Consider the following 26,230-nt stretch of genomic DNA (forward strand, 5'->3'; position numbering starts at 1 on the left):
AACCGCCCCCGCAGCATCGCTGCGGGGGCGGTTTTTCTTCCAGCTTCAGGCTTACAGCTTTCAGCTCGCCGAAGGCGGTTCTTACAGCTCGGGCTCGGCGGCCGCTTCTGCCTCGAATGCCGCCTTCTCCTCCGGGGTGATCTCCTTGATGGTGAGCTTCACCCGGTTGCGGTTGTCGATATCGAGCACCTTGACGATGGGCTCGTCGCCCTCGTTGAGGAAGTCACGCACGTCGTTGACTCGCTCCGGCACGATCTGGGAGATGTGCACCAGGCCGTCGGTGCCGGGCATGATGTTGACGAAGGCACCGAAGTCGGCGATACGCACCACCTTGCCGCGGTAGAGCTTGCCGATCTCGGGCTCGGCGGTGATCGCCAGCACGGTATCGATGGCCGCCTTGGCCGCCGACTTGTCCTCGGCGTAGATGCGCACGGTGCCGTCGTCGTCCAGGTCGATGGAAGCGCCGGTGTCCTCGCAGATCTTGCGGATGGTGGCGCCGCCCTTGCCGATGACATCGCGGATCTTGTCCGGGGCGATCTTGATGGTCGCCATGGAAGGGGCGTTTTCGGAGACCTCGGCGCGGCTCTGGGCGATCACCGCATTCATCTGCTCAAGGATCCCGAGGCGCGCTTCCAGAGCCTGCTGCAGCGCCTGCTCCATGATCTCCTCGTTGATGCCCTCGATCTTGATGTCCATCTGCAGGGCGGTGACGCCATCGGCGGAGCCGGCCACCTTGAAGTCCATGTCGCCGAGGTGGTCCTCGTCACCGAGGATATCGGTCAGCACGGCGAAGCCATCGGCGTCCTTGACCAGGCCCATGGCGATACCCGCCACCGGGGCCTTCATCGGCACGCCGGCGTCCATCAGGGCCAGCGAGGAGCCGCATACGGAAGCCATGGAGCTGGAGCCGTTGGACTCGGTGATCTCGGAGACCACGCGGATGGTGTAGGGGAAGTCCGCCTCGTCGGGCAGCATCGCCTGCACGCCGCGACGCGCCAGGCGGCCATGGCCGATCTCACGACGCTTGGGGCCGCCCATGAAGCCGGCCTCGCCCACGCTGTAGGGAGGGAAGTTGTAGTGCAGCAGGAAGCGGTCCTTGCGCTCGCCCTCCAGCGACTCGATCAGCTGGGAGTCACGCAGGGTGCCCAGGGTGGCGACCACGATGGCCTGGGTCTCGCCACGGGTGAAGATCGCCGAACCGTGGGTCTTGGGCAGGCTGCCGACCTCGATATCCAGCGGACGCACGGTCTTGTGGTCGCGGCCGTCGATACGCGGCTCGCCCTTGACCACGCGATGGCGCACCACGCGCTTCTCCAGCCCCGAGAAGGCGCCCTTGACCTCATCGCTGTCGAACTTGCCCTCTTCCTCGCCGGCGAGCTGCTCGACCGCCTCGGCCTTGAGGGCGGAGAGGGCGTCCTGGCGCTGCATCTTGTCGGTGATGCGATAGGCCTCGCCCACGCGGGCCTCGAAGGCCTCGGCCACGGCGGCCTTGAGGGCGGTGTTCTCCGCCGGCGGCTGCCAGTCCCACTTCGGCTTGCCGGCCTCGGCGACCAGCTCGTTGATCGCCTGAATGGCGACCTGCATCTCCATATGGCCGTAGAGCACGGCGCCGAGCATCTCGTCCTCGAGTAGCTCATCGGCCTCGGACTCCACCATCAGTACCGCCTTCTCGGTACCGGCAACGACCATATCCAGCTCGGAGCTGGCGAGCTCCTCCACGGTGGGGTTGAGGAAGTAGCCCTTCTCCTCGTCGAAGCCGACGCGGGCCGCACCGATGGGGCCGTTGAAGGGCACGCCGGAGATGGCCAGGGCCGCGGAGGTACCCAGCAGCGCCGCGATATCCGGGTCATGGTTGCGGTCGGTGGAGAGCACGGTACAGACGACCTGCACCTCGTTCATGAAGCCCTTGGGGAACAGCGGGCGGATCGGGCGGTCGATCAGCCGCGAGGTAAGGGTCTCCTTCTCGGTGGGACGCCCCTCGCGCTTGAAGAAGCCGCCGGGGATCTTGCCGACCGCGTAGGTCTTCTCCTGGTAGAACACCCCCAGCGGGAAGAAGGGCTGGGCAGGATTGGCCTCCTTCTTGGCGACCACGGTGCACAGCACCACGGTATCGTCCATGGTGACCATCACGGCACCGGTGGCCTGGCGGGCGATGCGCCCGGTTTCCAGGGTGACGGTGCTGCGACCGTACTGAAATGTCTTCTTGACCGGATTCACGGCGACTTCCTTCAACGTTACTTTTCTGTGTTTGGGTCGTTTCGACTCGCCGACCATTTTAGGGGTTGACGCGTCCCGCGGCCACCGGATAGCGACATTTCCCCTTGGCAATCACGGCGGCACATGACGAGGGGCGCCGGGGACGGGTCGTAGAGGGGGTCCTACGCCAGGGATGGCGTCGGTAGCGCCCAGGGAGGGGTTCACAGCGCCCCCTCGAGACCTGTCGCCGGATGAGCCCCGAGAAAGCGGCCCTGAATTTCCCTACCCTCCCAAAAAGCAAAACGGGCAGCCCGAAGGCTGCCCGTTTCTCTACCGCGTGGGGTACGTCGCTTAGCGACGCAGGCCCAGACGCTGAATCAGAGCCTGATAGCGCTCGAAGTCCTTGCGCTTCAGGTAGTCCAGCAGCTTGCGGCGCTGGTTGACCATGCGGATCAGGCCACGACGGGAGTGGTGATCCTGCTTGTTGGTCTTGAAGTGGTCCTGCAGGCCATCGATGTTGGCGCTCAGCAGGGCAACCTGCACTTCGGGGGAACCGGTATCGTTATCGCCACGACCGAATTCGTTGACGATTGAGGCCTTCTGTTCGGCTGTGAGTGCCATCTGTCTCTCCAGTAAGCAATATGCCTGAATGATGAATGTGTGAGACCACGCATATTTGCAGTCTCCGCGTTGCTCCCTAGTCAGTTGCGGTGCTCAGCAACCGTTTCGGCGCCACCTCCTGTGGCGTCGTTACCGCGCCGAGACCCAGGAAGGCCTCGTCACAGTAGAGTCTTGCCGTATCGCCGACGGCGAGGCCGCCGGTGTCCGCCCGGGCCGACTGACCGTGGGTCAGTCGCCGGGCCGCGTCGGCGTCGACCTCGAGCCGCGGCAAGTGCGCGGCCAGGATGTCCACCGGCAGCAGCGTCGCTTCCCGGGCGTCCTGGTCGGGCAGTGCCGTCAGCGCCTCGAGGGTCAGCATGCCCTCGGCGCCGAAGGGACCGGTGGCCAGGCGACGCAGCACACTGATATGCGCGCCGCTGCCCAGAGCGCGACCGATATCCTCGGCCAGGGTGCGCACATAGGTGCCCTTGCTGACCTTTACCTCGAGCTCGAAGGCGCTGCCCTCGAAGGCAACGAGCCGCGCATCATACACCGTCACGCGGCGTGCTGCACGCTCGATCGACTTGCCCTCGCGGGCCAGCTCGTAGAGCTTGCGGCCCTGGTGCTTGAGCGCCGAGTACATCGGCGGCACCTGCTCGATCTCGCCATGGAAGCGCGCGAGCACCGCCTCCACGTCGGTGGTGTTCAGCGCCGGCACCGCCAGCCGTTCGACCACCTCACCCTCGGCGTCGCCGGTGTCGGTCACCACGCCCAGTTCCACCCGGGTGCGATAGACCTTGTCGGACGCCAGAAGGTGGGCGGAGAACTTGGTCGCCTCGCCGAAGCACACCGGCAGCAGCCCGGTCGCCATCGGATCCAGGGTTCCGGTGTGACCCGCCTTCTGCGCCTGGAACAGGCGTCTGGCTCGCTGCAGGGCATGGTTGCTGGACATGCCCGCAGGCTTGTCCAGCAGCAGCACCCCGTTGACCGGCAGGCCGCGACGTCGACGCGCCATCAGCCGCGCTCGCCCTCATCCTCGGGGGAGGACTCATCGCCATGACGGACGCGGTCGCTCTCCACCGCCTCGTCGATCAGCGAGGAGAGGCGCTGGCCACGGACCACGCTCTCGTCGTAGTGAAAGCGCAGCTCCGGCACGTGGCGCAGCTTGATGCGCCGGGCGATCTGCCCGCGCAGGAAGCCGGCGGCCTGCTTGAGAACCTTGAGGTTCTCCTTGATGCGCTCCGGGGTATCCTCGCCCAGCAGGGTCACATGGACATCGGCGTAGCCGAGGTCACGGCTGACCTCGACCCCGCTGACGGTGACCATGCCCAGGCGCGGATCCTTGACCTCGCGCTGGATGAGTACCGCCAGCTCCTTCTGGAGCTGGTCGGCCACCCGGTCGGTACGCTTGAACTCGCGCATGTACGACTCCTCGAGCCCTTAGAGGGTCCGCTCGACCTTGACCTGATCGAAGACCTCGATCTTGTCGCCGACCTGGACATCGTTGTAGTTCTTCACGCCGATGCCGCACTCCATGCCGTTGCGCACTTCCTGGACGTCGTCCTTGAAGCGGCGCAGCGACTCGAGCTCGCCCTCGTAGATGACCACATCGTCGCGCAGCACACGGATCTTCTTGTTGCGGTGCACGCTGCCCTCGATGACCATGCAGCCGGCGATGGCGCCGATCTTGGGCGCACGGAAGACGTCGCGGACCTCGGCCACACCGACGATCTCTTCCTTCCACTCCGGTGCCAGCATGCCGGTCATCGCCTGCTTGACCTCATCGATCAGCTGGTAGATGACGCTGTAGTAGCGCAGGTCGAGGCCTTCGCGCTCGATGATCTCGCGGGCGGCGGCGTCGGCACGCACGTTGAAGCCGATCACGATGGCCTCGGAGGCCAGCGCCAGGTTGGCGTCGGTTCCGGTGATGCCACCCACGCCTGAGGAGACCACAGCCACTTCCACCTCGTCGGTGGAGAGCTCTTCCAGTGCGCCCTTGATCGCTTCCAGCGAGCCCTGGACGTCGGCCTTGAGCACGATATTGAGCTTGGCGGCGACCTCCTGGCCCATCTGGCTGAACATGTTCTCCAGCTTGGCCTTCTGCTGGCGCGCCAGGCGCACCTCGCGGTACTTGCCCTGGCGGAAGTTGGCGACCTCGCGGGCCTTCTTCTCGTCGGCCAGCACCATGAAGTCGTCACCCGCCTCGGGGGTGCCGTCGAGGCCCTGGATCTCCACCGGCATCGCCGGGCCGACCTCATCGACCTGCTTGCCGAGCTCGTTGGTCAGTGCGCGCACGCGGCCGTAGTGCAGGCCGGCCAGCACGATGTCGCCCTTCTTCAGGGTACCGTTCTGGACCAGCACGGTGGCCACCGGGCCGCGACCCTTGTCCAGGCGCGACTCGACCACCACGCCCTTGCCGGGCGCCTCGGGCACGGCCTTGAGCTCGAGCACCTCGGAGACCAGCAGCACTGCCTCGAGCAGCTCGTCGATGCCTTCGCCGGTCTTGGCGGAGACGTGCACGAACTGGGTGTCGCCACCCCACTCCTCGGAGATGACGCCGTGCTGGGAGAGCTCGTTCTTGACGCGATCCGGGTCGGCGGCCGGCTTGTCGATCTTGTTGACGGCGACCACCATGGGAACGCCGGCAGCCTTGGAGTGCTCAACGGCCTCGATGGTCTGGGGCATCACGCCGTCATCGGCGGCCACCACCAGGATGACCACGTCGGTGGCCTTGGCGCCGCGGGCACGCATGGCGGTGAATGCCGCGTGTCCGGGGGTATCCAGGAAGGTCACACCGTGAGAGCCGTTCACCTTCTCGGCAGCGACGTGGTAAGCGCCGATATGCTGGGTGATGCCGCCGGCCTCGCCGGTGGCCACCTTGGCCTGACGAATGTAGTCGAGCAGCGAGGTCTTGCCGTGGTCGACGTGACCCATCACGGTGACGACCGGATCGCGAGTGAGCTCTTCCCCCTCGTAGGAGATGCTCTCCAGCACTTCCTCTTCCAGCGCATCATCCTTGACCAGCTTGGGCTTGTGGCCCATCTCCTCGACCACGATGGCCGCGGTGTCCTGATCGATGGTCTGGTTGATGGTCACCGCCGCGCCCATGGTGAACATGGTCTTGATGACCTCGTTGGCCTTGATCGACATCTTGTCGGCCAGGTCGGCAACGCTGATCGACTCAGGGATCGAGACCTCGCGAACGATGGGCTGGGTCGGCTTCTGGAAGCCGTGCTTGCCACCGCCCTGGCTGCTGCCACCGCGGCGACCGCCACGGCGCTCGGCGCGCTTGGCCTTCTTGCCGCCGCCACGACGCCGCTCCTCGCGGTCGTCGTCGTCACGCTCGTGGCGACCCTTCTTGGCCGCGGCCTTCTTGGGCGGCGCGGTGCGACGATCGGAACGACCCTCCTTGGGGGGAGCCGGCGGTTCGTCGGAAGGTGCCGGAGTCTCGAGCTCGGGTACCGGAATATCGGGAACCTCGGCAGCCTTCTGGGCCTCGAGCTTGGCGGCAGCCTCCTGGGCGGCCTGCTCCGCGGCCTTTGCCTTGGCCTCCTCGGCCTCGCGGGCCTCCTTGGCGGCCTGGGCCTGCTGGGAGTCGGCCATGTCACCGACCAGCTGACGCGGCCCGGTGTCCTCCACCGGCTCCGGCTTGCTCTCTTCCTCGGCGCGCTTGACGTAGGTGCGCTTCTTGCGCACCTGCACCTCGATGGTCTTGCCACGCTCACCGGTGTTGATGCGACTGCGCGTCTTGCGCGTCAGGGTGATGCGGTTCTTCGGCGCGGCCTTTTCGGCGTCGCCGCCATGGCTCTTGGTCAGGTAGTCGAGCAGCTGACGCTTGTCCTCCTCGGACACGGCATCACCCTCGGACTTGTGCTTGAGCCCGGCTTCTTTCATCTGTTCCAGCAGGCGGGGAACGTCGCGTCCCACCTTCGCTGCAAAATCCTTAACGGTCATGTCTGACATGTAGACCCTCCTGAGCCCGTGACCCCAATTCTGTTCGCTTCGAATACTGCCGGTCCGAGCGCGGGGCATCGGACCCTTGTCTGCACGCTATTCGCCTTCGAGCGGTTCGTATGCGAACTACTCGTTCTCAAACCAGGGCGCACGGGCAGTCATGATCAGTGACGCGGCACGCTCCTCGTCGATGCCCTCGATATCCAGCAAGTCATCGACGGACTGCTCGGCCAGATCCTCCATGCTGACGATCCCGCGGCTGGCCAGGATGAAGGCCAGGTGGCGCTCCATGCCTTCCATCTCCAGCAGGTCGTCGGCCGGCTGGGCACCGTCCAGCTCCTCCTCGGAGGCGATGGCGAGGTTGAGCAGCTCGTCCTTGGCGCGAGCGCGCAGCTCCTCGATGGTCTCCTCGTCGAACTCCTCGATCTCGAGCATCTCCTCGACCGGCACGTAGGCAATCTCCTCCAGGGTGGTGAAGCCCTCCTCCACCAGCAGGCGCGCCACATCGTCGTCGATGTCGAGGTGCTGCACGAAGTGCTCCACCAGGCTGTCGATCTCCTGGTCGCGCTTGTCCTCCGCCTCGGCTTCGGTCATGACGTTGATCCGCCAGCCGGTGAGCTCGGAGGCCAGGCGCACGTTCTGGCCGCTGCGGCCGATGGCCTGGGCCAGGTTGTCCTCGGCGACGGCCACATCCATGGCGTGGGCATCCTCGTCAACCAGGATGGAGGCGACATCCGCCGGTGCCATGGCGTTGATCACCAGCTGGGCCGGATTGTCGTCCCACAGCACGATATCGACACGCTCGTTCTGCAGCTCCGAGGAGACCGCCTGGACCCGCGAGCCGCGCATGCCGACGCAGGCGCCCACCGGATCGATGCGGCGGTCGTTGGTCTTGACGGCGATCTTGGCTCGCGAGCCCGGATCGCGGGCGGCACCCTTGATCTCGATGAGCTGCTCGGCGATCTCCGGGACCTCGATGCTGAACAGTTCGATGATCAGCTCGGGGCAGGTACGCGACAGGATCAGCTGCGCACCGCGAGCCTCCGCGTCGACCTTGATCAGCAGGGCACGCACCCGCTCGTTCATGCGATAGCGCTCGCCGGGAATCATCTCGCTGCGCGGCAGGAACGCCTCGGCGTTATCCCCCAGATCGATGATCAGCCCGTCGCGGGTGGTCTTCTTGACGATGCCCGAGACCAGCTCGCCCTCGCGGTCGGCGTAGAGGCGCACCACTTCGGCGCGCTCGGCCTCGCGGACCTTCTGCACGATCACCTGCTTGGCGGTCTGGGCGGCGATGCGGCCGAAGTCGGCGTTCTCGATCTTCTCCTCGACCACGTCGCCCAGGCCCAGGGGCGGGTCGCGACGTTCGGCGAAGGTGAGCTTGATCTGGTGATCGGGGCCGTCGAAGTCATCGTCCTCGACCACTTCCCAACGGCGGAAAGTCTCGTAATCGCCGGTGCTGCGATCGATATGCACCCGTACGCTGGCTTCCTCGTCCTCGAAGCGCTTGCGCGACGCGCTGGCCAGGGCCGCCTCGACGGCCTCGAAGATCACCTCGCGGGGAACCCCCTTCTCGTTGGAGATCGCATCGACGACCGCCAGAATCTCTTTACTCATGCCTTTGCCTCGCCAGAAAACCTGTTCTCGAGCTGTTGCTCAACATGCCTCCCGGGGGAGGCCGAATCCTTGAACCGCGGGCTAGTCCTCGAAACGGGGCACCACGCGGGCCTGATCGATGCCATCGACGGGGAAACAATACTCCTCGCCATCGACCTGCAGCAGCACCTCATCGCCCTCCACGCCGGCCAGCAGGCCCTGGAACTTGCGACGCCCCTCGAAGGGGGCACGCAACTTCAGCGCCACCTCGTGGCCGCGATAGCGGGAAAACTGATCGAGGGTGAACAGCGGGCGATCCATCCCCGGGGAGGAGACCTCGAGGCGATACTCGCCGTGGATCGGATCCTCCACATCGAGCAGGGCACTGACCTGGCGGCTGATATCCGCACAGTCGTCGACGTTGATGCCGTCTTCGTGATCGATGTAGATCACCAGACGCGAGTGCTTGCCCTGGGAGAGATGGTCGATGCCCCACAGCTCGAAGCCCATGGCGGTGACCACGGGGTCGATCAATGCGTGTAGCGCTGCATCCTTGGTAGCCACGGAATAGACTCCTACAGCCGTTGCATCAGGCACCTGGCCGGGAGTGAACTGGGAAGTCAGGTGGCTGATTGGCATTGCCCGGAACAGTGCCCTGGCGCCTGGCGCCCTGGGCAAGCTGCTAACAAAAAGCCCCTTCACAGGAAGGGGCTTTCACAAGAAACCTGTAGACCACTCCGGTAATATAGCTGCCCCTTCACACGAACATGCTACTGTTCGCCAGGCACCTGCCGGAAGATGGTAGCGGGGACCGGATTTGAACCGATGACCTTCGGGTTATGAGCCCGACGAGCTACCAGACTGCTCCACCCCGCATCAATCTAGGTCGGTGATGTTACACGCCACTGACGAATCCGTCAAGGGGCGCACACCGCGTTGCCAATCCTGCTTCTGAAGGATCGTCGACGCTCGGAAACTTGCATGCGCGTCGCGATGAATCAGATGGTGCCGAAGGCGGGACTTGAACCCGCACGACCGTAAGGTCACTACCCCCTCAAGATAGCGTGTCTACCAATTCCACCACTTCGGCATCAGGGGAGGCTGGAAACTGCGCAGCGAGCTACTCGTCGCTGCCCTCCAGCACTGGCGCAGCATTATCCATGCTCGAGCCCTCGTCGTCAAGGGTCGGCACACTGTTCTGCTGCTCGATCAGCCGCGAGTCGGGAATTCCCGCCTCGGGGGCATCACCGGCCTGGCTGGCGAACCAGGCCAGGGTCAGGGAGGTGGCGAAGAAGGCCGCTGCCAGCAAGGCGGTGAACTTCGACAGGAAGCCGCCGCTACCGCGGGAGCCGAACACGGTCTGGGAGGCACCGCCACCGAAGGCGGCACCGGCCTCGGCCCCCTTGCCCTGCTGCAGCAGGATCAGGACGACCAGGGCGATGGCGATCGCCACGTGGATCATGAGAATGGCAACTTGCATGGAATCAACCTGCTGACTGACAGATGGCTAGGAAATCGTCGACCTTGAGCGAGGCACCGCCCACCAGGCCGCCGTCGATATCGGGCTGGGCAAGCAGCTCCGCCGCATTGCCCGCGTTCATGCTACCGCCGTAGAGCAGCCGCAGAGCGGCCGCCAGGTCGCGATCGAAGCCGGCCTGGTAGTCGCGGATGCCGGCCATCACCTCCTGAGCCTGCTCCGGCGTCGCGGTACGGCCGGTGCCGATGGCCCATACCGGCTCATAGGCGATGATCACGCGCTCGCGCTGCTCCGGCTCCAGCCGCGCCATCACATAACCGACTTGGCGCAGCACCACCTGCATGGTGTGACCGGCATCACGCTCCTCGAGGGTCTCGCCGACACAGAGCACCGGCGTGATGTCGACACCGAGGGCGGCCAGCAGGCGGTCGTGCACCTGCTCATCACTCTCGCGGTAGAGCTGGCGTCGCTCGGAGTGGCCCACCAACGCATAACAGACGCCGAACTCGCGCAGCATGCGCCCGCTCACCTCGCCGGTATGGGCGCCGGAGTGGAGCGGATTGAGCGTCTGGGCGCCGAGCCGCAGCGGGGTCTCGGCGAAGGCACGCCGCGCCGCCTCCAGATAGGGATAGGGCGGAAAGATCGCCGCTTCCAGCGAACTCGGCAGCGCGGCACTGGAGAAGGTCCGGCCGAAGGCCTCGACCAGCTCGGTCGAGCCATTCATCTTCCAGTTGCCGGCAATCAGCGGCGTGCGCATCGACTGTCCTCTTTCAAGGTGGAGCGAAATGGTATAGGAGAGGCCCTGTCAAGACAACCGGTGGTCTTGCGCGCTCAGGCGTCGAGCAGTGCCTCGACCCGCTCGGCGAGACGCCGCGCCAGGCCGTCCACGTCCAGGTGCGGGCGCCCTTCCACCATCACCCGGATCAGCGGCTCGGTACCGGAGGGTCGCAGCAGCACCCGCCCCTCGTCGCCCAGCTCACCCTCGACCTCGCTCACCGTCTCCTGGAGGGCCGGCATGGCCATCACCGCCCGGGCATCGCTGCCCGGCGTGAGGCGCACATTGACCAGCGCCTGGGGCGCCTTCTCCAGGCCATCCAGCAGGCGCTGCAGCGACTTGCCCTCGCGCACCATGAAGGCCAGCACCTGCAGCGCCGAGACGATGCCATCGCCGGTGGTCTGCACGTGGCCGCAGACGATATGGCCGGAGGACTCGCCACCCAGCTGCCAGCCGTTGGCGGCGAGACGCTCCATCACGTAGCGGTCGCCCACCTTGGCGCGCTCGAAGGGCACGCCCATGGCCTCGAGTGCCGCGGCGAGGCCGAAGTTGGTCATCAGGGTCCCTACCACGCCACCGCCCAGCTCGCCGCGAGCGTGGCGGTCCCGGGCGATCAGGTAGAGGATGTCGTCGCCGTCGATCTCGCGACCGTCGCTGTCGACCAGCAGCACGCGGTCGCCGTCGCCGTCGAAGGCCACCCCCAGGTCGGCGCCCTGCTGGATCACCGCCGCACGCAGTGCCGCGGGGTGCGTGGAGCCCACCTCGCGGTTGATATTGAGGCCGTCGGGGGCGGCACCGATCAGACTCACCTCGGCGCCCAGCTCACGAAAGACGCTGGGGGCGATGTGGTAGGTGGCGCCGTGGGCGCAATCGAGCACCACCTTGAGCCCCGCGAGGCTGACCCGATCGGGAATGGTCGACTTGCAGAATTCGATATAGCGCCCGGCGGCATCGTCGATGCGCGCGGCCTTGCCGAGCCGGTCGGCGGCCACGGTGGTCAACGGCTCGTCGAGCATCGCCTCGATCTCCGCCTCGAGCTCGTCGCCGAGCTTGGCGCCCTCGGTGGAGAAGAACTTGATGCCGTTGTCGGCGAAGGGGTTGTGCGACGCCGAGATGACGATGCCGGCGTCGGCACGGAAGGTGCGGGTCAGGTAGGCGATGCCCGGGGTCGGCATGGGGCCGAGCAGGGCCACGTCCACCCCCGCTGCAGAGAGCCCGGCCTCCAGGGCCGACTCGAACATGTAGCCGGAGATACGGGTATCCTTGCCGATCAGCACCCGGTGGCGGCGCTTGGGGTTGCGCGAGGCCAGCACGCGGCCGGTGGCCCAGCCCAGCTTGAGCATGAAGTCGGCAGTGATGGGCGGCTCGCCCACCGTGCCGCGAATCCCGTCGGTTCCGAAGTAGCGTCGAGCCATCAGCATCCCTCCTTGAGTACGGCCCAGGTCATGTTCACCGCATCCACGGTGGGGGCCACGTCGTGGACGCGCAGGATGCGGGCACCGCGCTCTACCGCCAGGGTCGACAGCGCCAGGCCACCGGGCAGGCGCTCCTCCACCGGACGCTCCAGCACCTTGCCGATCATGCTCTTGCGCGACATGCCCACCAGCAGCGGCAGTTCGAGCTCGCTGAGGCGACCCATGCGGTGGAGCAGGCGCAGGTTATGCTCAACCGTCTTGCCGAAGCCGAAGCCCGGGTCGAGCAGCAGGCGCTCCCGGCGCAGGCCGGCCGCCTCGCACTCGGCGACGCGGGCGGCAAGATAGTCGGCCACCGCCTCCTCGATAGGCACATCATAGCGGGGCGCCTGCTGCATGTCGCGAGGCTCGCCCTGGCGGTGCATCAGGCACACCGGCAGTCCGCTGCCGATGGCCGCGGCCAGCGCCCCTTCGCGCTCCAGCGAGCGCACGTCGTTGATCATTCCCGCACCCAGCGCCGCGCTCTCGCGCATCACCTCGGGGCAGCTGGTGTCCACCGAGACCAGGGCGTCGAGCTCGCGCACCAGCGCCTCCACCACCGGCGCCACGCGCTCGAGCTCCTCCTGGGGCGAGACCGGATCGGCCCCCGGACGGGTCGACTCGCCGCCGACATCGATCATCGCCGCACCCTCGGCCAGCATCCGTTCGGCGTGACGCAGGGCGTCGTCCAGGGCCACATGGCGGCCGCCGTCGGAGAAGGAGTCGGGAGTGACATTGAGAATCCCCATGACGCGGGGATAGGAGAGGTCGAGCCGGTGTCGGCCGCACATCAGGGAGGCGTGGTTCGGGTTCATCTTCGCTCGGCTGGTAATCGGAAAGGGGTGGACCAGAAAGGCAAAGGCGCCCCCGCGGGGGCGCCTGACAGGCAGTGACGCGGTGGGCTCAGGAGCCGGCCGGCCCGCCAAGCGGGTCGGAGGGCCGCCGCCGCGGCTCTTCGTCATCGTCCTCGTCGCCGTCGACCTGCTCCGGCTCGTCCGGGGAAGCCTCGGCCTGGGGACCCTCGGTCACCGGGGCACCGGGGCCGGAGGAGTCGCCGTCCTCCCAATCCTTGGGCGGACGCGGCGTGCGTCCCTCCATGATGTCCTTGAGCTGGTCGGCGTCGATGGTCTCGTACTTCATCAGCGCATCGGCCATGGCGTCGAGCTTGTCGCGATTCTCCTCGAGGATGCGCTTGGCCTCTGCGTAGCAGCCGTCGATGACCTTGCGCACCTCCTTATCAAGCTTGGAGATGGTCTCGCCGGACTTGAGCTTGCCGCCCTGGCCGGGACCGCCCATGAACTGATGGGACTCGTCCTCGTCGTACATGATCGGCCCCATCTCCTCGGAGAGGCCCCACTTGGCGACCATGTTATGGGCCAGTTCGGTGGCACGCTTGATGTCATTGGAGGCACCCGTGGTGACGCCATTCGGGCCCAAAGTCATCTCCTCGGCGATGCGACCGCCGAACAGCGAGCAGATCTGGCTGATGATCTGCTGGCGCGACAGGCTGTAGCGGTCCTGCTCGGGCAGGAACATGGTCACGCCCAGGGCGCGGCCCCGCGGGATGATGGTCACCTTGTAGACCGGGTCGTGCTCCGGCATCACCAGGCCGATGATGGCGTGGCCCGACTCGTGGTAGGCGGTATTGAGCTTCTCCTTCTCGGTCATGACCATGGAACGGCGCTCGGCGCCCATCATGATCTTGTCCTTGGCCATCTCCAGCTCTTCCATGCCCACCAGGCGCTTGTTGCGCCGCGCGGCAAACAGGGCACCCTCGTTGACCAGGTTGGCCAGGTCGGCGCCGGAGAAGCCGGGGGTACCGCGGGCGATCAGCGACGGCTTGACGTCGTCGGCCAGCGGCACCTTGCGCAGGTGTACGTTGAGGATATGTTCGCGGCCGCGGATATCGGGCAGCGGCACCACCACCTGGCGATCGAAGCGGCCCGGGCGCATCAGCGCGGGGTCGAGCACATCGGGACGGTTGGTGGCGGCGATGACGATGATGCCCTCGTTGGCCTCGAAGCCGTCCATCTCCACCAGCAGCTGGTTGAGGGTCTGCTCGCGCTCGTCGTTGCCGCCGCCCATGCCGACACCACGGGAGCGGCCCACGGCATCGATCTCGTCGATAAAGATGATGCAGGGCGCCTGCTTCTTGGCCTGCTCGAACATGTCACGCACGCGGGAGGCACCCACACCGACGAACATCTCGACGAAGTCGGAGCCGGAGATGGAGAAGAACGGCACCTTGGCCTCGCCGGCGATGGACTTGGCGAGCAGCGTCTTGCCGGTACCCGGCGGGCCCACCATCAGTACGCCGCGGGGGATGGTACCGCCCAGGCGCTGGAACTTGGTGGGATCGCGCAGGAAGTCGACCAGCTCTTCGACCTCCTCCTTGGCCTCGTCACAGCCGGCGACGTCGGCGAAGGTGGTCTTGATCTGATCCTGGGAGAGCAGCTTGGCCTTGGACTTGCCGAAGCTCATGGGCCCGCCCTTGCCGGCACCACCGCCCTGCATCTGGCGCATGAAGAACATGAAGATGGCCAGGATCAGCAGGATCGGGAAGCTGGCGATCAGCAGCCGCATCCACAGGCTCTGCTGTTCGGGCTCCTTGCCCACCACGGTGACATTGCTGGAGAGCAGATCGTCCATCAGCTTGGGGTCCTCCGCCGCGGGGCGGATGGTCCGGAACTGCGACCCATCGGTACGCTCACCGGTGATGGTATAGCCATCGATGGTGACACTGCGCACCTGCTCGTTCTGCACCTGCTGGACGAACTGGGAGTAGTTCATCGCCTGAGGTGAACTATCGACACTGAAGTTGTTGAACACCGTCAGCAGGACTGCCGCGATGACCAACCACAGGATCAGGTTCTTCGCCATATCGTTCAAGGGACTACCCTCAATATCTGAAATCTGTCGGCCGCAGGGACCTGGCACCTTGGACACTACAGGAGCCGGCCGCGTTCGGCCACCGCCCGCCGGGCGGTCCACCGCAGCAGGCACTGTGACACACTTTGTGCTGCGCTGTCCGGCAATCGCCCCGGTAGGCCAGGGCTATCGCGGATAGCTTGTCGTCCGGGGCTGATCTGGCGACAAGCCTTCGAGGAGGCGCTGTGAACCCCTCCATGGGCGCTACCGACGCCATCCCTGGCGTAGGACCTCCTCTACGGCTTGCCCCCAGCGCCCCTTGGTTTCCTGAAACTGCGATAGCCCTGCCCGGTAGGCCGGGACTATCACGGCGCCCATCCGGTCAGGCTCAGCCGCGAAAGCCCTGGGCCAGCAGGTAGACCTCACGGGAGCGCGCCCGTGAGGCGCCGGGCTTGCGGGTCACCACCCGCGTGAAGGCGCTGCGCAGCGCCTTCAGGTATTCATCGAAGCCCTCGCCCTGGAACACCTTGGCCAGGAAGGTGCCGCCGGGACGCAGGGTCTGGCCGGCCAGGTCCAGCGCCAGCTCCACCAGATACATCGCCTGGGGCTGGTCGATGGCGGCCATGCCACTCATGTTGGGGGCCATATCCGACATCACCAGGTCCACAGGGCGGCCGCCCAGGGTGGCGAGGATCGCCTCGAGGACCGCCTCCTCGGTGAAGTCGCCCTGGATGAAGTCGACCCCGGCCAGGGCATCCATCTCGAGGATATCGGAGGCGATCACCACCCCCTCGGGGCCCACCTTCTCGGCCGCTACCTGGCTCCAGCCGCCGGGCGCCGCCCCCAGGTCGATCACCGTCATGCCCGGCGCCAGGAGACGGTCCTTCTCGTCGAGCTCGAACAGCTTGTAACTGGCCCGCGAGCGGTAGCCCTCCTGCCAGGAGCGCTGCACGTACTGGTCGTCGAAGTGCTCCTTCAGCCAGCCCTTGCTGGTCTTGCTGGCGGAGTGCTTGCTGGAGGCGGGAGATGGGGTGCGGGAACGAGCCACGGCATCACCTGGAACGTAGCGGGGGTGTGACTGGCGCGGAGCGGAATACGGTACTGAAGCGCCGAAGAATGGCCGGTTGGTCCGGCGCTTTCACCGAAGACGTTTTCGGCGTGACGATTTGCGCGTACCATGGCTGGCTGCGCGCAACCGAGAAGACGCAAGATACCATGAGCTTGTCACAGGCACAAAAGAAAGCATTTCGCAGCATCGGTCACCACCTGAATCCGGTGGTCATGATCTCCGAGAACGGCATCTCCGAAGGAGTGCTGGCGGAGCTCGACCGGGCCCTCAACGACCACGAGCTGATCAAGGTGAAGTTCGCCCTGCCGGAACGCGACGAACGCGGCGCCATGCTCGACGAGCTGATCGAGGCGAGCGGCGCCGAGCTGGTGCAGAAGATCGGCAAGATGGCGCTGCTCTATCGGCGCAACCCCCAGGCCAATCCGAAGCTCTCCAACGTGCAGCGCTACGAGGGGCACCACGGCCGCCGCTGAGCTGCCGCTCAGAGCTGTAAGCTTTAAGCCGTAAGCTGTAAGTCAAAACCAGAACACCTCCAGCTCAAACCTGAGCTGGAGGTGTTCTTCTTATAGCTTAAAGCTTATGGCTTACAGCTGCCCGAAGGGCTAGAGGTGCTCCACGCTCGAGATCTCATACTCGACGTCACCGCCGGGAGTCTTGACCACCACCACGTCGCCCTCCTCCTTGCCGATCAGGGCGCGGGCGATGGGCGAGGTCACGGAGATCAGGCCCTGCTTGATGTCGGCCTCGTCCTCGCCGACGATGCGGTAGGTCACCTCCTCGTCGGTATCGAGGTTGAGCAGCCCCACGGTGACGCCGAAGATCACCTTGCCGGTCTGGGGCAGCTTGGTGACGTCGATCACCTGGGCACTGGAGAGCTTGCCCTCGATCTCCTGGATGCGCCCTTCGATGAAACCCTGCTGCTCGCGGGCGGCATGGTACTCGGCGTTCTCCTTGAGGTCGCCGTGTTCACGGGCCTCGGCGATGGCGGCGATCACCTTCGGACGCGCCTCGCTCTTGAGGTGCTCGAGCTCCTTGCGCAGGCGCGACTCTCCGGCGACGGTCATCGGGACCTTGTTCATTGTGCAGCTCCTGCATGCAGTTCCTGTAGCCGCCGCACCGTGATCTCGTTGCCGTACTCGAGCGCCAGACAAACGGCACTGGCCCCCGCCAGCGTGGTGGCGTAGGGAACCTTGCGGGCAAGCGCGGTGCGACGGATCACCGAGGAGTCGTTGATCGCCTGGCGACCCTCGGTGGTATTGACGATGTAGGCGATCTCGTCGTTCTTGAGCAGATCGACGATATGCGGGCGGCCTTCGAAGACCTTGTTCACGACCTCGACATCGATACCGGCGGCCTCTAGGGCCGCGGCGGTACCGCGGGTCGCGCACAGCGTGAAGCCCAATGTTACCAGAGAACGCGCCACCTCGATAACACCCGCCTTGTCCGGCTCGCGCACCGAAAGGAACGCCTTGCGCGGCCCGGAAAGCGGCGGAATCGCCTCGCCGGCACCCAGCTGCGCCTTGTAGAAGGCCTCGGCGAAGGTATCGCCTGAGCCCATCACCTCACCGGTGGACTTCATCTCCGGCGACAGGATCGGGTCGACCCCGGGGAACTTGTTGAACGGGAAGACCGCCTCCTTGACGCTGAAGAAGTGCGGCACGATCTCCCGGGTAAAGCCCTGCTCGGCCAGGGTGGTGCCGGCCATGCAGCGGGCGGCGATCTGGGCCAGCGAGGTGCCGATGCACTTGGAGACGAAGGGCACGGTGCGCGAGGCGCGGGGGTTGACCTCGATGATGTAGATCTCGCCGTCCTGCCAGGCCAGCTGCACGTTCATCAGGCCCTTGACGCCAAGCTCCACCGCCATCTGCCGGACCTGGTCACGCATCTCATCCTGCACCTCGGCGGGCAGCGAGTAGGGCGGCAGCGAGCAGGCGGAGTCGCCGGAGTGCACCCCGGCCTGTTCGATATGCTGCATGATACCGCCGATCACCACTTCCTTGCCGTCGCTGACCGCATCGATGTCGATCTCGATGGCGGCGTTGAGGAAGTGGTCGAGCAGCACCGGCGAGTCGTTGGAGACCTTGACCGCGTGGGTCATGTAGTTCTCCAGCTCCGAGGCGTCGTAGACGATCTCCATGGCGCGGCCGCCCAGCACGTAGCTGGGGCGGACCACCAGCGGATAGCCGATGGTCTCGGCCTTGGCGAAGGCCTCCTCGAAGCTGCGCGCGGTAGCGTTGGGCGGCTGCTTGAGGCCCAGCTTCTCGATCATCTGCTGGAAGCGCTCGCGGTCCTCGGCGCGGTCGATGGCGTCGGGGGTGGTGCCGATGATCGGCACGCCGGCGGCCTCGAGCTCGCGGGCCAGCTTCAGCGGGGTCTGGCCACCGAACTGCACGATCACGCCGACCGGCTGCTCCTTGTCGGCGATCTCCAGCACGTCCTCCAGGGTCACCGGCTCGAAGTAGAGGCGGTCGCTGGTGTCGTAGTCGGTGGAGACGGTCTCCGGGTTGCAGTTGACCATGATGGTCTCATAGCCGTCGTCGTGCATGGCGAAGGCGGCATGGACGCAGCAGTAGTCGAACTCGATGCCCTGGCCGATGCGGTTGGGCCCGCCGCCCAGCACCATGATCTTCTGGCGGTCGGAGACCTCCGCCTCGCACTCCTCCTCGTAGGTGGAGTACATGTAGGCGGTGTCCGAGGCGAACTCCGCGGCGCAGGTGTCGACGCGCTTGTAGACCGGGCGGATACCGGCCTGCTGGCGGGTCTTGCGGAACTCCTTCTCGGAGACGCCGAGCAGGCTGGCCAGTCGCGCATCGCTGAAGCCCTTGCGCTTGAGGCGGAACAGCTCACGCTTGTCGAGCTCGGAGAGCGAGCGACGGGCCACCTCGGCCTCGGTGGCGACCAGGTCCTCGAGCTGGACCAGGAACCAGGGATCGATATTGGTCAGCGTGAAGATCTCGTCGCGACTCATGCCGGCGCGCATGGCATCGGCGATAAAGAAGATGCGCTCGGCGCCGGCGGCCTGCAGCTCGCCCTTGATATGCGCCATCCCGTCGGCGTCGAAGCGGGTGACCTTGGGGTCCAGGCCATCGTTGCCGGTCTCCAGGCCACGCAGCGCCTTCTGCAGCGACTCCTGGAAGGTGCGCCCGATGGCCATCACCTCGCCCACCGACTTCATCTGGGTGGTCAGGCGGTCGTTGGCCTGGGGGAACTTCTCGAAGGTGAAGCGCGGGATCTTGGTGACCACGTAGTCGATGGACGGCTCGAAGGAGGCCGGGGTGCGCCCGCCGGTGATGTCGTTCTGCAGCTCGTCCAGGGTGTAGCCCACCGCCAGCTTGGCGGCGATCTTGGCGATCGGGAAGCCGGTGGCCTTGGAGGCCAGCGCCGACGAGCGCGACACCCGCGGGTTCATCTCGATGACCACCATGCGTCCGGTCTTCGGATCCATGCCGAACTGCACGTTGGAACCGCCGGTCTCGACGCCGATCTCGCGCAGCACCGCCAGCGAGGCGTCGCGCATGATCTGGTATTCCTTGTCGGTCAGCGTCTGGGCCGGGGCCACGGTGATGGAGTCGCCGGTGTGCACACCCATGGGATCGAAGTTCTCGATGGCGCAGACGATGATGCAGTTGTCGTTCTTGTCACGAACGACCTCCATCTCGTACTCCTTCCAGCCCAGCAGCGACTCGTCGATCAGCAGCTCGTGGTTGTTGGAGAGCTCGAAGCCCCGCTGGCAGATCTCCTCGAACTCCTCCTTGTTGTAGGCCACGCCGCCGCCGGAACCGCCCATGGTGTAGGAGGGGCGGATGATCACCGGGAAGCCCAGATCCCCCTGGATGCGCCAGGCCTCCTCCATGCTGTGGGCCACCTCGGCCTTGGGGCACTCCAGCCCGATGCGCTTCATGGCCTGGTCGAAGAGGTCGCGATCCTCGGCCTTGTTGATGGCGTCGGCGTTGGCGCCGATCATCTCCACGCCGTACTTGGCCAGCACGCCGTGCTTGTCCAGCTCCAGGGCGCAGTTGAGCGCGGTCTGGCCACCCATGGTGGGCAGGATGACGTCGGGGCGCTCGGCCTCGATGATCTTCTCCACCGCCTGCCAGGTGATCGGCTCGATATAGGTGGCATCGGCCATGGCCGGGTCGGTCATGATGGTGGCCGGGTTGGAGTTGACCAGGATGACCCGGTAGCCCTCCTCGCGCAGCGCCTTGCAGGCCTGGGCGCCGGAGTAGTCGAATTCACACGCCTGGCCGATGACGATGGGGCCGGCGCCAATGATCAGGATGCTCTGGATGTCGGTACGCTTGGGCATGGTGCTTCCCGCTGAAAAGGGTGACGAGTGGCGACGTGAGTGTGGCGATTCCCCAGGCTCAGGCCTGGCGGGTCCGCATCATCTCGACGAAACGATCGAACAGCGGCGCGACGTCCCGGGGCCCGGGGCTCGCCTCCGGGTGACCCTGGAAGCTGAAGGCCGGGCGGTCGGTGCGCTCGATCCCCTGCAGGGTGCCGTCGAACAGCGAGCGGTGGGTGGCCCGCAGGTTGGCCGGCAGGCTCGCCTCGTCGGCGGCGAAGCCGTGGTTCTGGCTGGTGATCATCACATGGCCGGTGTCGAGGTCCTGTACCGGGTGGTTGGCACCATGGTGGCCGTGGTTCATCTTCACGGTCTTCGCCCCGCTGGCCAGGGCCAACAGCTGGTGGCCCAGGCAGATGCCGAACAGCGGGATCTCGGTCTCGAGGATCTCCTGGATCGCCTTGATGGCGTAGTCGCAGGGCTCGGGATCACCGGGGCCGTTGGCCAGGAAGATGCCGTCGGGGGCCATGGCCAGCACCTCGGACGCCGGAGTCTGGGCCGGCACCACGGTCAGGCGGCAGCCGCGGGAGGCCAGCATGCGCAGGATGTTGCGCTTGACGCCGAAGTCGTAGGCGACCACGTGGAAGGGACGCTCACCCTGGGTGGTGTCGGCGTAACCCTGACCCAGGGCCCACTCGCCCTCGCTCCACTCGTAGGGGCTCTGGCAGGAGACCACCTTGGCCAGATCCATGCCCTTGAGGCCCGGGAAGGCGCGGGCGGCGGCCAGGGCACGCTCCACGGCGTCCTCGCCCTCGGCCTCGCTGCCGGCCAGGATCGCGCCGTTCTGGGCGCCCTTGTCGCGCAGGATGCGCGTCAGGCGGCGGGTATCGATCTCGGCGATGCCCAGCACGTTCTGGCCCTTGAGGTAGTCGGAGAGGGTCTGTTCGCAGCGGAAGCTGCTGGCCAGCAGCGGCAGGTCGCGGATCACCAGGCCGGCGGCGGCGATGGCCCCGGACTCCACGTCCTCGGCGTTGACGCCGGTGTTGCCGATATGGGGGTAGGTCAGGGTGACGATCTGTCGGGTGTAGGAGGGGTCGGTCAGGATCTCCTGATAGCCGGTCATGGCCGTATTGAACACCACCTCACCGCTGGTCTGTCCATCGGCACCGATGGCCGTGCCGTGAAACACACTGCCGTCTTCCAGGGCCAGTATCGCGGGTCTGTTCAATGCAACGTCCTCCCAGGTTTTTAGAGCGAGCTATCGAGACAGCTCGTCAAGGCATACGGTGGCCGATGGCCGGCCCGCAAAAAAGCGGGACGAAACCCGATGGTGACCGGTTTCATCCCGCTTGTTGTCATTCGCTCGGAACTGATGTGCTCAGAGCTGGTTCGCTCAGAACAAAGGGCCGAAGCAACAAGCGCTGTGTTGGGCTTTCGCCCAGGCGCCCGGCCAAAATTTTGGGGATATTACAGGAAACTCCGCCCTTCGACTACCCCTTTAGTCGAGACCGAGCACATCCTGCATGGCGTAGCGCCCCTTGTCCTGACCGGCCACCCAGCGCGCGGCGCGCACCGCCCCCTTGGCGAAGGTCATGCGGCTCGAGGCCTTGTGGGTGATCTCGATGCGCTCGCCCTCGGTGGCGAACATCACCGTGTGCTCGCCGACGATATCCCCGGCGCGCACGGTGGCGAAGCCGATCTCCTTGTCGCTGCGCGGCCCGCACTGCCCCACCCGCTCGAAGACGCCATGCTCCTTGAGGGTGCGGCCCAGGCTCTCGGCCACCACCTCGCCCATCTTCAGCGCGGTGCCGGAGGGGGCATCCACCTTGTGGCGGTGGTGGGACTCGATCACCTCGATATCGTAGCCCTCGTCGCCCAGCGCCCGGGCCGCGGTCTCCAGCAGCTTGAGGGTCAGGTTCACCCCCACGCTCATGTTGGGGGCGAAGACGAAGGGCAGCTGCTCACGGAAGGCGTCGAGCTCGGCCAGCTCCTCGTCGGAGAGCCCGGTGGTACCGATCACCATGCGCTTGCCGTGGGCGGCGCAGAACGCCAGGTTGGAAAGCGTCACCCGAGGGGCAGTGAAGTCGATCAGCACATCGAAGTCATCGACGATGGCGTCCAGCGCGTCCACCGCGGCCACACCCACCCGGCCGACCCCGGCCAGCTCGCCGATATCGGCACCGACCAGCGAACTGCCCGGCTCAACGATGCCCCCCGCCAGGGTGGCGCCGTCATCCTGCTGAACGGCATTGACCAGGGTGCGGCCCATGCGGCCGGCGACACCGACGATGGCGATTCGGGTCATGAGGGCTCCTTTAGAAACGATAGCGGCTCGACAATGCACACCAGTATACCAGAGGCGAGCCGCCGTCAGCCGCCCACCCTGACGTCACCACGCATCAGCAGCGCCATCGCCATCAGCACCATCAGGCTGCCCGGCAGCCATACCCAGCCGATATGCTGCGGCGAACGCAGGAACAGCAGCAGCATGGAGACGAAGGGCACCAGATAGCCGTAGGCGGTGACCACCCCCGGGGTGAGCACCGCGGTGGCCCGCTGCATCAGCCAGAAGGTCAGGGCGCTGGAGCAGAGCCCCAGATAGACCAGCAACGCCAGGTCCGTGGCACGCATGGCCGCCAGGCGTCCCACCGGCTCGATTACAAGGCCCGCCAGGCCAACCAGCAGGCCACCCAGACCCAGGCTCCAGAAGGTGCGCACCGCCGCCGACTCCGGCAGGCGGCCACTGGCCAGCCCCCAGCGGCTGAGCACCGGATAGAGCGCCGTGGCGACACAGCCGGCGAAGAACACCGCCTCGCCGATCCCGAAGCGCAGCCCGCCACCTTGCTGCCACGCCTCGGCGACGGCCAGCCCCAGGGCGCCGATGGCCCCTAGGGCGAGGATCGCTGGCAGCCGCCAGCCTGGACTCTCCACCCGCAATCCCAAGCCCAGCAGGAAGGCCAGCAGCGGCACCGTGACGAAGAGGGTGGCCATGGAGAGCGGCGTGGCGTGGTGTGCGGCCCAGAACATGGCCGAGAAAAAGCCGGCCAGGCAGAGCCCCATCAGCGCATATAGGGGGAGGCTCCGCCCCCGGGGCAGGAAGTCAGGCGAGCGCCTGGCCAGCACGAAGAGGCCGGCACAGGCGATGGCGAAACGCAGGGCGGTGAGCAAAAGCGGCGGCAGCTCGCTCATCAGCCCCACGACGGGAAAGGAGAGCCCCACCAGGGCCGCCCACAGCAGCATGCCGAGGTGGGCGCCGCGGGAGGTAACGCTTCGGCTCACGCCTCCCAGACGATATCCAGCTCGACACCCTTGAGGGTATCCAGGGCGTGATCCACCTGGCCCTCCAGCTGGTCGTGACTCTCGTCATCGACGGCCTCCACCACCACCAGCAGCTTGTCCGGCTGCGCCTGCAAATAGCAGCTGCCGTTCTCGAAATCGACCCGCACCGGGTCGGCGGAACGGTCCACCTCCTTGGCGTCCGACCAGCGCTCGCACAGCTGATCGATCAGGGCTGCCGCATCGTCGGCGTGCAGCTCGGCGCGTGAAATGGGCATGGCGCTCTCCTCCTGCAGAAATGTCGGACTACCAGACTATGACGACACCACCCTCGCCGCCAAGCGGCTTCTTTCAACAGCATTGGCGAACCGCCTCTGCGCTTTTGTGCGAGAGGCCCGTCCTGCCGACGGCGTGGTAACGTTGGGAGCCGTCACCACTCAAGGACGAAGGAGAGAGCGCCATGGTCGATGCACTTGGCTGCCTGACACGGCTGAGGGTCGGGCATAGCCGAGGCAACCCCGCCCCCAACAAGCCCTGCCTGATGCTGGCCATCCTCTGCGAGATCCAGGCGGGGCATATCACCTCGCCCCGGGTAGTCATCGACACTCGTCTGGTCAGCCGCTATCACGAGCTGTATGAGCTCGCAGCCGGCGCGCGCCACGAAGCACGGCCCTGGTTGCCGCTGTGGTTTCTTGCCAGCGACAAGGGGCCGGACGGCGCAGCCGGTTCACTCTGGCAGCCCGAACTTTCTCCCACTCTGGCAGGTGTCGTCGACCAACTGGGTGCACCGCGATCACTCGACCAGCTGCTCAAGCGCTTCGGCGCTGCCAGGCTGCACCCGGAACTGCTGGCGAGGCTCGGCAGCGAGCAGGCCGCCCGCGAAGCAGGTGCACACCTGGTCACCCGCTATTTCGCATGGAGCCCGGACACCCAGGCGAAGCTGCATGACTACCTGGACGAAGCCTTTGCCAGCGGCTCCTATGAGAAGTCGCCGGAGCAACTCAAGGGCTCAAGCCCGGTTTCACCTCAGCAGGCCAAGGCCCGCTCTGCCGCCTTCCGCTCGCTGGTCCTGGAGGCCTATGACTACCGCTGTGCAGCAAGCCGGCTACGCTATATCACCCCCGACTACCGCTACCTGGTGGAGGCGGCTCACCTCGTGCCCTTCGCCGAGAGCCAGGATGACCGCCCCAGCAACGGCGTGGCACTCACACCCAACCTGCACTGGGCCATGGACAACCACCTGATCGCCCCGGGGCCGGATCATCGCTGGCACGTCAGCCCCACGGTGGATGCACTGGTGCCCGACAGCCGCTGGCTGTGCGAACTCGACGAACAACCACTGGTGCTGCCCCGCGACCCGCGCTGGCAGCCCGACCGAGAGGCGCTGGCCTGGCGCCTGGCACACCTGCAGCGCTGAGGCCCATACACGAAGACCCCGGCATCTCGCGATGCCGGGGTCTCCTGGAACGCCTCGAGGAGCGATGCCGCTGGGGTGATAGCGTCAGGGCTTCATGTCCTCGAAGAACTTCTTCACGCCGTCGAAGAAGCCGCTCTTCTTGGGCGAGTGGTGGGCGCTGTTGGTGCCGCCCAGGCTCTCCTGGAACTGGCGAAGCAGCTCCTTCTGCTCCTCCTTGAGCTTCACCGGGGTCTCGACCACCACCTTGCAGATCAGGTCGCCCGGGGCGCCGCCGCGCACCGGCTTGACGCCCTTGCCACGCAGGCGGAAGAGCTTGCCGGTCTGGGTCTCGGGCGGGATCTTCAGCTTGACCCGGCCACCCAGGGTCGGCACTTCCAGCTCGCCGCCGAGCGCTGCGTCGACGAAGTTGATCGGCACCTCGCACTGCAGGTTGCGGCCGTCGCGCTGGAAGATCGGGTGCGGCTTGAGGTGCACCTGCACGTAGAGATCCCCGGGCGGGCCACCGTTGATACCGGCCTCACCCTCGCCATTGAGGCGAATGCGGTCGCCGGTATCCACGCCGGCAGGGATCTTCACCGACAGCGTGCGGGTCTCGCGTACCCGGCCCTCGCCGTGGCACTTGTGACACGGCACCTTGATGTGCTGGCCGGAGCCATGGCAGGTCGGGCAGGTCTGCTGCACGGCGAAGAAGCCCTGCTGCATGCGCACCTGGCCGTGACCGCCACAGGTCGGGCAGGTCTCCTTGCTGGAGCCCGGCTCGGCGCCGTCGCCGTCGCAGCGCTCACACTCCACGTGGCGCGGCACACGGATATCCACGCTGGTGCCGGCCACGGCGTCCTCGAGGTCGAGCTCGAGGTTGTAGCGCAGGTCACTGCCCCGGGCCGGGGCGTTGGGATGCCGCCGGCCACCACCGCCGCCGAAGATATCGCCGAACACATCGCCGAAGATATCGCTGAAGCCACCGGCCCCGGCGCCACCGAAGCCACCACCGCCGAAGCCACCGGCCTGGCCATCCACACCGGCATGGCCGAACTGGTCGTAGGCGGCACGCTTCTCGCTGTCGCTGAGCACCTCGTAGGCCTCGGAGACCTCGCGAAACTTCTCCGCCGCACTCTCGTCATCCGGGTTACGGTCGGGGTGAAACTTCTGGGCGAGCCGGCGGTAGGCCTTCTTGATCTCTTTGGTATCGGCACCGCGCTCTACGCCCAGTACCTCGTAATAGTCGCGTTTGGACATGGGTCTGTCCGCCTCCGTCGCGGTCCCTCG

Annotated in this window: 22 protein-coding genes and 2 tRNA genes; 2 read left to right on the top strand and 22 right to left on the bottom strand. The window is 66.3% G+C overall.

Features of this window, described 5'->3' with window-relative positions:
* Positions 1-81: 81 nt before the first annotated feature.
* The 15 genes from pnp to rlmE all read right to left on the bottom strand — a co-directional run bounded on the left by pnp (position 82) and on the right by rlmE (position 15,965).
* Entirely contained in the window at positions 82-2,217 is a 2,136-nt protein-coding gene (pnp, locus tag LWH48_RS07695) for a polyribonucleotide nucleotidyltransferase (protein ID WP_232912128.1), read from the bottom strand.
* 330 nt (positions 2,218-2,547) lie between these two features.
* Entirely contained in the window at positions 2,548-2,817 is a 270-nt protein-coding gene (rpsO, locus tag LWH48_RS07700; RefSeq protein ID WP_161430138.1) for a 30S ribosomal protein S15, read from the bottom strand.
* 76 nt (positions 2,818-2,893) lie between these two features.
* Positions 2,894-3,811, bottom strand: a complete 918-nt coding sequence (truB, locus tag LWH48_RS07705) for a tRNA pseudouridine(55) synthase TruB (protein ID WP_232912129.1) — start codon at positions 3,809-3,811, stop codon at positions 2,894-2,896.
* Entirely contained in the window at positions 3,811-4,218 is a 408-nt protein-coding gene (gene rbfA / locus LWH48_RS07710; protein ID WP_161430136.1) for a 30S ribosome-binding factor RbfA, read from the bottom strand. Before rbfA ends, truB begins: the two co-directional genes overlap by 1 nt.
* Before the next feature lie 18 nt (positions 4,219-4,236).
* A complete protein-coding gene (gene infB / locus LWH48_RS07715) occupies positions 4,237-6,759 on the bottom strand; it encodes a translation initiation factor IF-2 (protein ID WP_161430135.1) in 2,523 nt (840 codons plus the stop codon).
* Between the two features lie 117 nt (positions 6,760-6,876).
* A complete protein-coding gene (gene nusA / locus LWH48_RS07720; protein WP_161430134.1) occupies positions 6,877-8,367 on the bottom strand; it encodes a transcription termination factor NusA in 1,491 nt (496 codons plus the stop codon).
* An 81-nt stretch (positions 8,368-8,448) separates the two neighbouring features.
* Positions 8,449-8,910 (bottom strand): ribosome maturation factor RimP, encoded by a 462-nt coding sequence (rimP, locus tag LWH48_RS07725; RefSeq protein WP_161430133.1) that lies wholly within the window; start codon positions 8,908-8,910, stop codon positions 8,449-8,451.
* A 235-nt stretch (positions 8,911-9,145) separates the two neighbouring features.
* Positions 9,146-9,222, bottom strand: a tRNA-Met gene (locus LWH48_RS07730).
* Positions 9,223-9,349: 127 nt separating this feature from the next.
* Positions 9,350-9,436: transfer RNA gene (locus LWH48_RS07735), tRNA-Leu, on the bottom strand.
* A 30-nt stretch (positions 9,437-9,466) separates the two neighbouring features.
* Positions 9,467-9,826 (bottom strand): preprotein translocase subunit SecG, encoded by a 360-nt coding sequence (gene secG, locus LWH48_RS07740; protein ID WP_161430132.1) that lies wholly within the window; start codon positions 9,824-9,826, stop codon positions 9,467-9,469.
* Positions 9,827-9,830: 4 nt separating this feature from the next.
* The gene (gene tpiA, locus LWH48_RS07745; RefSeq protein WP_161430131.1) at positions 9,831-10,580 is read right to left on the bottom strand and encodes a triose-phosphate isomerase; all 750 of its coding nucleotides are present in this window, start codon (positions 10,578-10,580) and stop codon (positions 9,831-9,833) included.
* Between the two features lie 74 nt (positions 10,581-10,654).
* On the bottom strand, positions 10,655-12,013 hold the full coding sequence (gene glmM, locus LWH48_RS07750; protein ID WP_232912130.1) for a phosphoglucosamine mutase: 1,359 nt from the start codon (positions 12,011-12,013) through the stop codon (positions 10,655-10,657).
* Positions 12,013-12,864: a dihydropteroate synthase gene (gene folP / locus LWH48_RS07755; protein ID WP_232912131.1), complete on the bottom strand. Its 852-nt coding sequence runs from the start codon at positions 12,862-12,864 to the stop codon at positions 12,013-12,015. The genes glmM and folP overlap by 1 nt, the downstream gene beginning before the upstream one ends.
* A gap of 88 nt (positions 12,865-12,952) precedes the next feature.
* A complete protein-coding gene (ftsH, locus tag LWH48_RS07760; RefSeq protein WP_232912132.1) occupies positions 12,953-14,938 on the bottom strand; it encodes an ATP-dependent zinc metalloprotease FtsH in 1,986 nt (661 codons plus the stop codon).
* A gap of 367 nt (positions 14,939-15,305) precedes the next feature.
* Positions 15,306-15,965 (bottom strand): 23S rRNA (uridine(2552)-2'-O)-methyltransferase RlmE, encoded by a 660-nt coding sequence (gene rlmE / locus LWH48_RS07765; protein WP_232912133.1) that lies wholly within the window; start codon positions 15,963-15,965, stop codon positions 15,306-15,308.
* Between the two features lie 167 nt (positions 15,966-16,132).
* On the opposite strand from rlmE, the gene LWH48_RS07770 reads away from it, so the two are divergent.
* On the top strand, positions 16,133-16,459 hold the full coding sequence (locus tag LWH48_RS07770; protein WP_232912134.1) for a YhbY family RNA-binding protein: 327 nt from the start codon (positions 16,133-16,135) through the stop codon (positions 16,457-16,459).
* Between the two features lie 129 nt (positions 16,460-16,588).
* Here LWH48_RS07770 and greA read toward each other — a convergent pair whose 3' ends face one another.
* The 6 genes from greA to LWH48_RS07800 all read right to left on the bottom strand — a co-directional run bounded on the left by greA (position 16,589) and on the right by LWH48_RS07800 (position 23,825).
* A complete protein-coding gene (greA, locus tag LWH48_RS07775) occupies positions 16,589-17,065 on the bottom strand; it encodes a transcription elongation factor GreA (RefSeq protein WP_213312212.1) in 477 nt (158 codons plus the stop codon).
* Positions 17,062-20,292: a carbamoyl-phosphate synthase large subunit gene (gene carB / locus LWH48_RS07780; RefSeq protein WP_232912135.1), complete on the bottom strand. Its 3,231-nt coding sequence runs from the start codon at positions 20,290-20,292 to the stop codon at positions 17,062-17,064. The genes greA and carB overlap by 4 nt, the downstream gene beginning before the upstream one ends.
* A 58-nt stretch (positions 20,293-20,350) precedes the next feature.
* On the bottom strand, positions 20,351-21,499 hold the full coding sequence (gene carA, locus LWH48_RS07785; RefSeq protein WP_232912136.1) for a glutamine-hydrolyzing carbamoyl-phosphate synthase small subunit: 1,149 nt from the start codon (positions 21,497-21,499) through the stop codon (positions 20,351-20,353).
* A 270-nt stretch (positions 21,500-21,769) separates the two neighbouring features.
* Positions 21,770-22,576: a 4-hydroxy-tetrahydrodipicolinate reductase gene (gene dapB / locus LWH48_RS07790; protein WP_232912137.1), complete on the bottom strand. Its 807-nt coding sequence runs from the start codon at positions 22,574-22,576 to the stop codon at positions 21,770-21,772.
* 65 nt (positions 22,577-22,641) lie between these two features.
* Entirely contained in the window at positions 22,642-23,550 is a 909-nt protein-coding gene (locus LWH48_RS07795) for a DMT family transporter (protein WP_232912138.1), read from the bottom strand.
* Entirely contained in the window at positions 23,547-23,825 is a 279-nt protein-coding gene (locus LWH48_RS07800; protein ID WP_161430122.1) for a DUF2218 domain-containing protein, read from the bottom strand. Before LWH48_RS07800 ends, LWH48_RS07795 begins: the two co-directional genes overlap by 4 nt.
* A 182-nt stretch (positions 23,826-24,007) precedes the next feature.
* On the opposite strand from LWH48_RS07800, the gene LWH48_RS07805 reads away from it, so the two are divergent.
* Positions 24,008-24,964 (top strand): HNH endonuclease, encoded by a 957-nt coding sequence (locus LWH48_RS07805; RefSeq protein WP_232912139.1) that lies wholly within the window; start codon positions 24,008-24,010, stop codon positions 24,962-24,964.
* A gap of 84 nt (positions 24,965-25,048) precedes the next feature.
* Here LWH48_RS07805 and dnaJ read toward each other — a convergent pair whose 3' ends face one another.
* The gene (gene dnaJ, locus LWH48_RS07810) at positions 25,049-26,200 is read right to left on the bottom strand and encodes a molecular chaperone DnaJ (protein ID WP_232912140.1); all 1,152 of its coding nucleotides are present in this window, start codon (positions 26,198-26,200) and stop codon (positions 25,049-25,051) included.
* Positions 26,201-26,230 lie beyond the last annotated feature (30 nt).

It is taken from the genome of Halomonas sp. G15, from assembly GCF_021282295.1.
Lineage (GTDB): Bacteria > Pseudomonadota > Gammaproteobacteria > Pseudomonadales > Halomonadaceae > Halomonas > Halomonas alimentaria.

Bases quoted from the DNA above. Each gene is read 5' to 3' on its own strand.
- rpsO (WP_161430138.1), bottom strand. From the start codon at position 2,817: ATGGCACTCACAGCCGAACAGAAGGCCTCAATCGTCAACGAATTCGGT.
- truB (WP_232912129.1), bottom strand. From the start codon at position 3,811: ATGGCGCGTCGACGTCGCGGCCTGCCGGTCAACGGGGTGCTGCTGCTG.
- rbfA (WP_161430136.1), bottom strand. From the start codon at position 4,218: ATGCGCGAGTTCAAGCGTACCGACCGGGTGGCCGACCAGCTCCAGAAG.
- infB (WP_161430135.1), bottom strand. From the start codon at position 6,759: ATGTCAGACATGACCGTTAAGGATTTTGCAGCGAAGGTGGGACGCGAC.
- nusA (WP_161430134.1), bottom strand. From the start codon at position 8,367: ATGAGTAAAGAGATTCTGGCGGTCGTCGATGCGATCTCCAACGAGAAG.
- secG (WP_161430132.1), bottom strand. From the start codon at position 9,826: ATGCAAGTTGCCATTCTCATGATCCACGTGGCGATCGCCATCGCCCTG.
- tpiA (WP_161430131.1), bottom strand. From the start codon at position 10,580: ATGCGCACGCCGCTGATTGCCGGCAACTGGAAGATGAATGGCTCGACC.
- glmM (WP_232912130.1), bottom strand. From the start codon at position 12,013: ATGGCTCGACGCTACTTCGGAACCGACGGGATTCGCGGCACGGTGGGC.
- folP (WP_232912131.1), bottom strand. From the start codon at position 12,864: ATGAACCCGAACCACGCCTCCCTGATGTGCGGCCGACACCGGCTCGAC.
- LWH48_RS07770 (WP_232912134.1), top strand. From the start codon at position 16,133: ATGAGCTTGTCACAGGCACAAAAGAAAGCATTTCGCAGCATCGGTCAC.
- greA (WP_213312212.1), bottom strand. From the start codon at position 17,065: ATGAACAAGGTCCCGATGACCGTCGCCGGAGAGTCGCGCCTGCGCAAG.
- carB (WP_232912135.1), bottom strand. From the start codon at position 20,292: ATGCCCAAGCGTACCGACATCCAGAGCATCCTGATCATTGGCGCCGGC.
- dapB (WP_232912137.1), bottom strand. From the start codon at position 22,576: ATGACCCGAATCGCCATCGTCGGTGTCGCCGGCCGCATGGGCCGCACC.
- LWH48_RS07800 (WP_161430122.1), bottom strand. From the start codon at position 23,825: ATGCCCATTTCACGCGCCGAGCTGCACGCCGACGATGCGGCAGCCCTG.
- LWH48_RS07805 (WP_232912139.1), top strand. From the start codon at position 24,008: ATGGTCGATGCACTTGGCTGCCTGACACGGCTGAGGGTCGGGCATAGC.
- dnaJ (WP_232912140.1), bottom strand. From the start codon at position 26,200: ATGTCCAAACGCGACTATTACGAGGTACTGGGCGTAGAGCGCGGTGCC.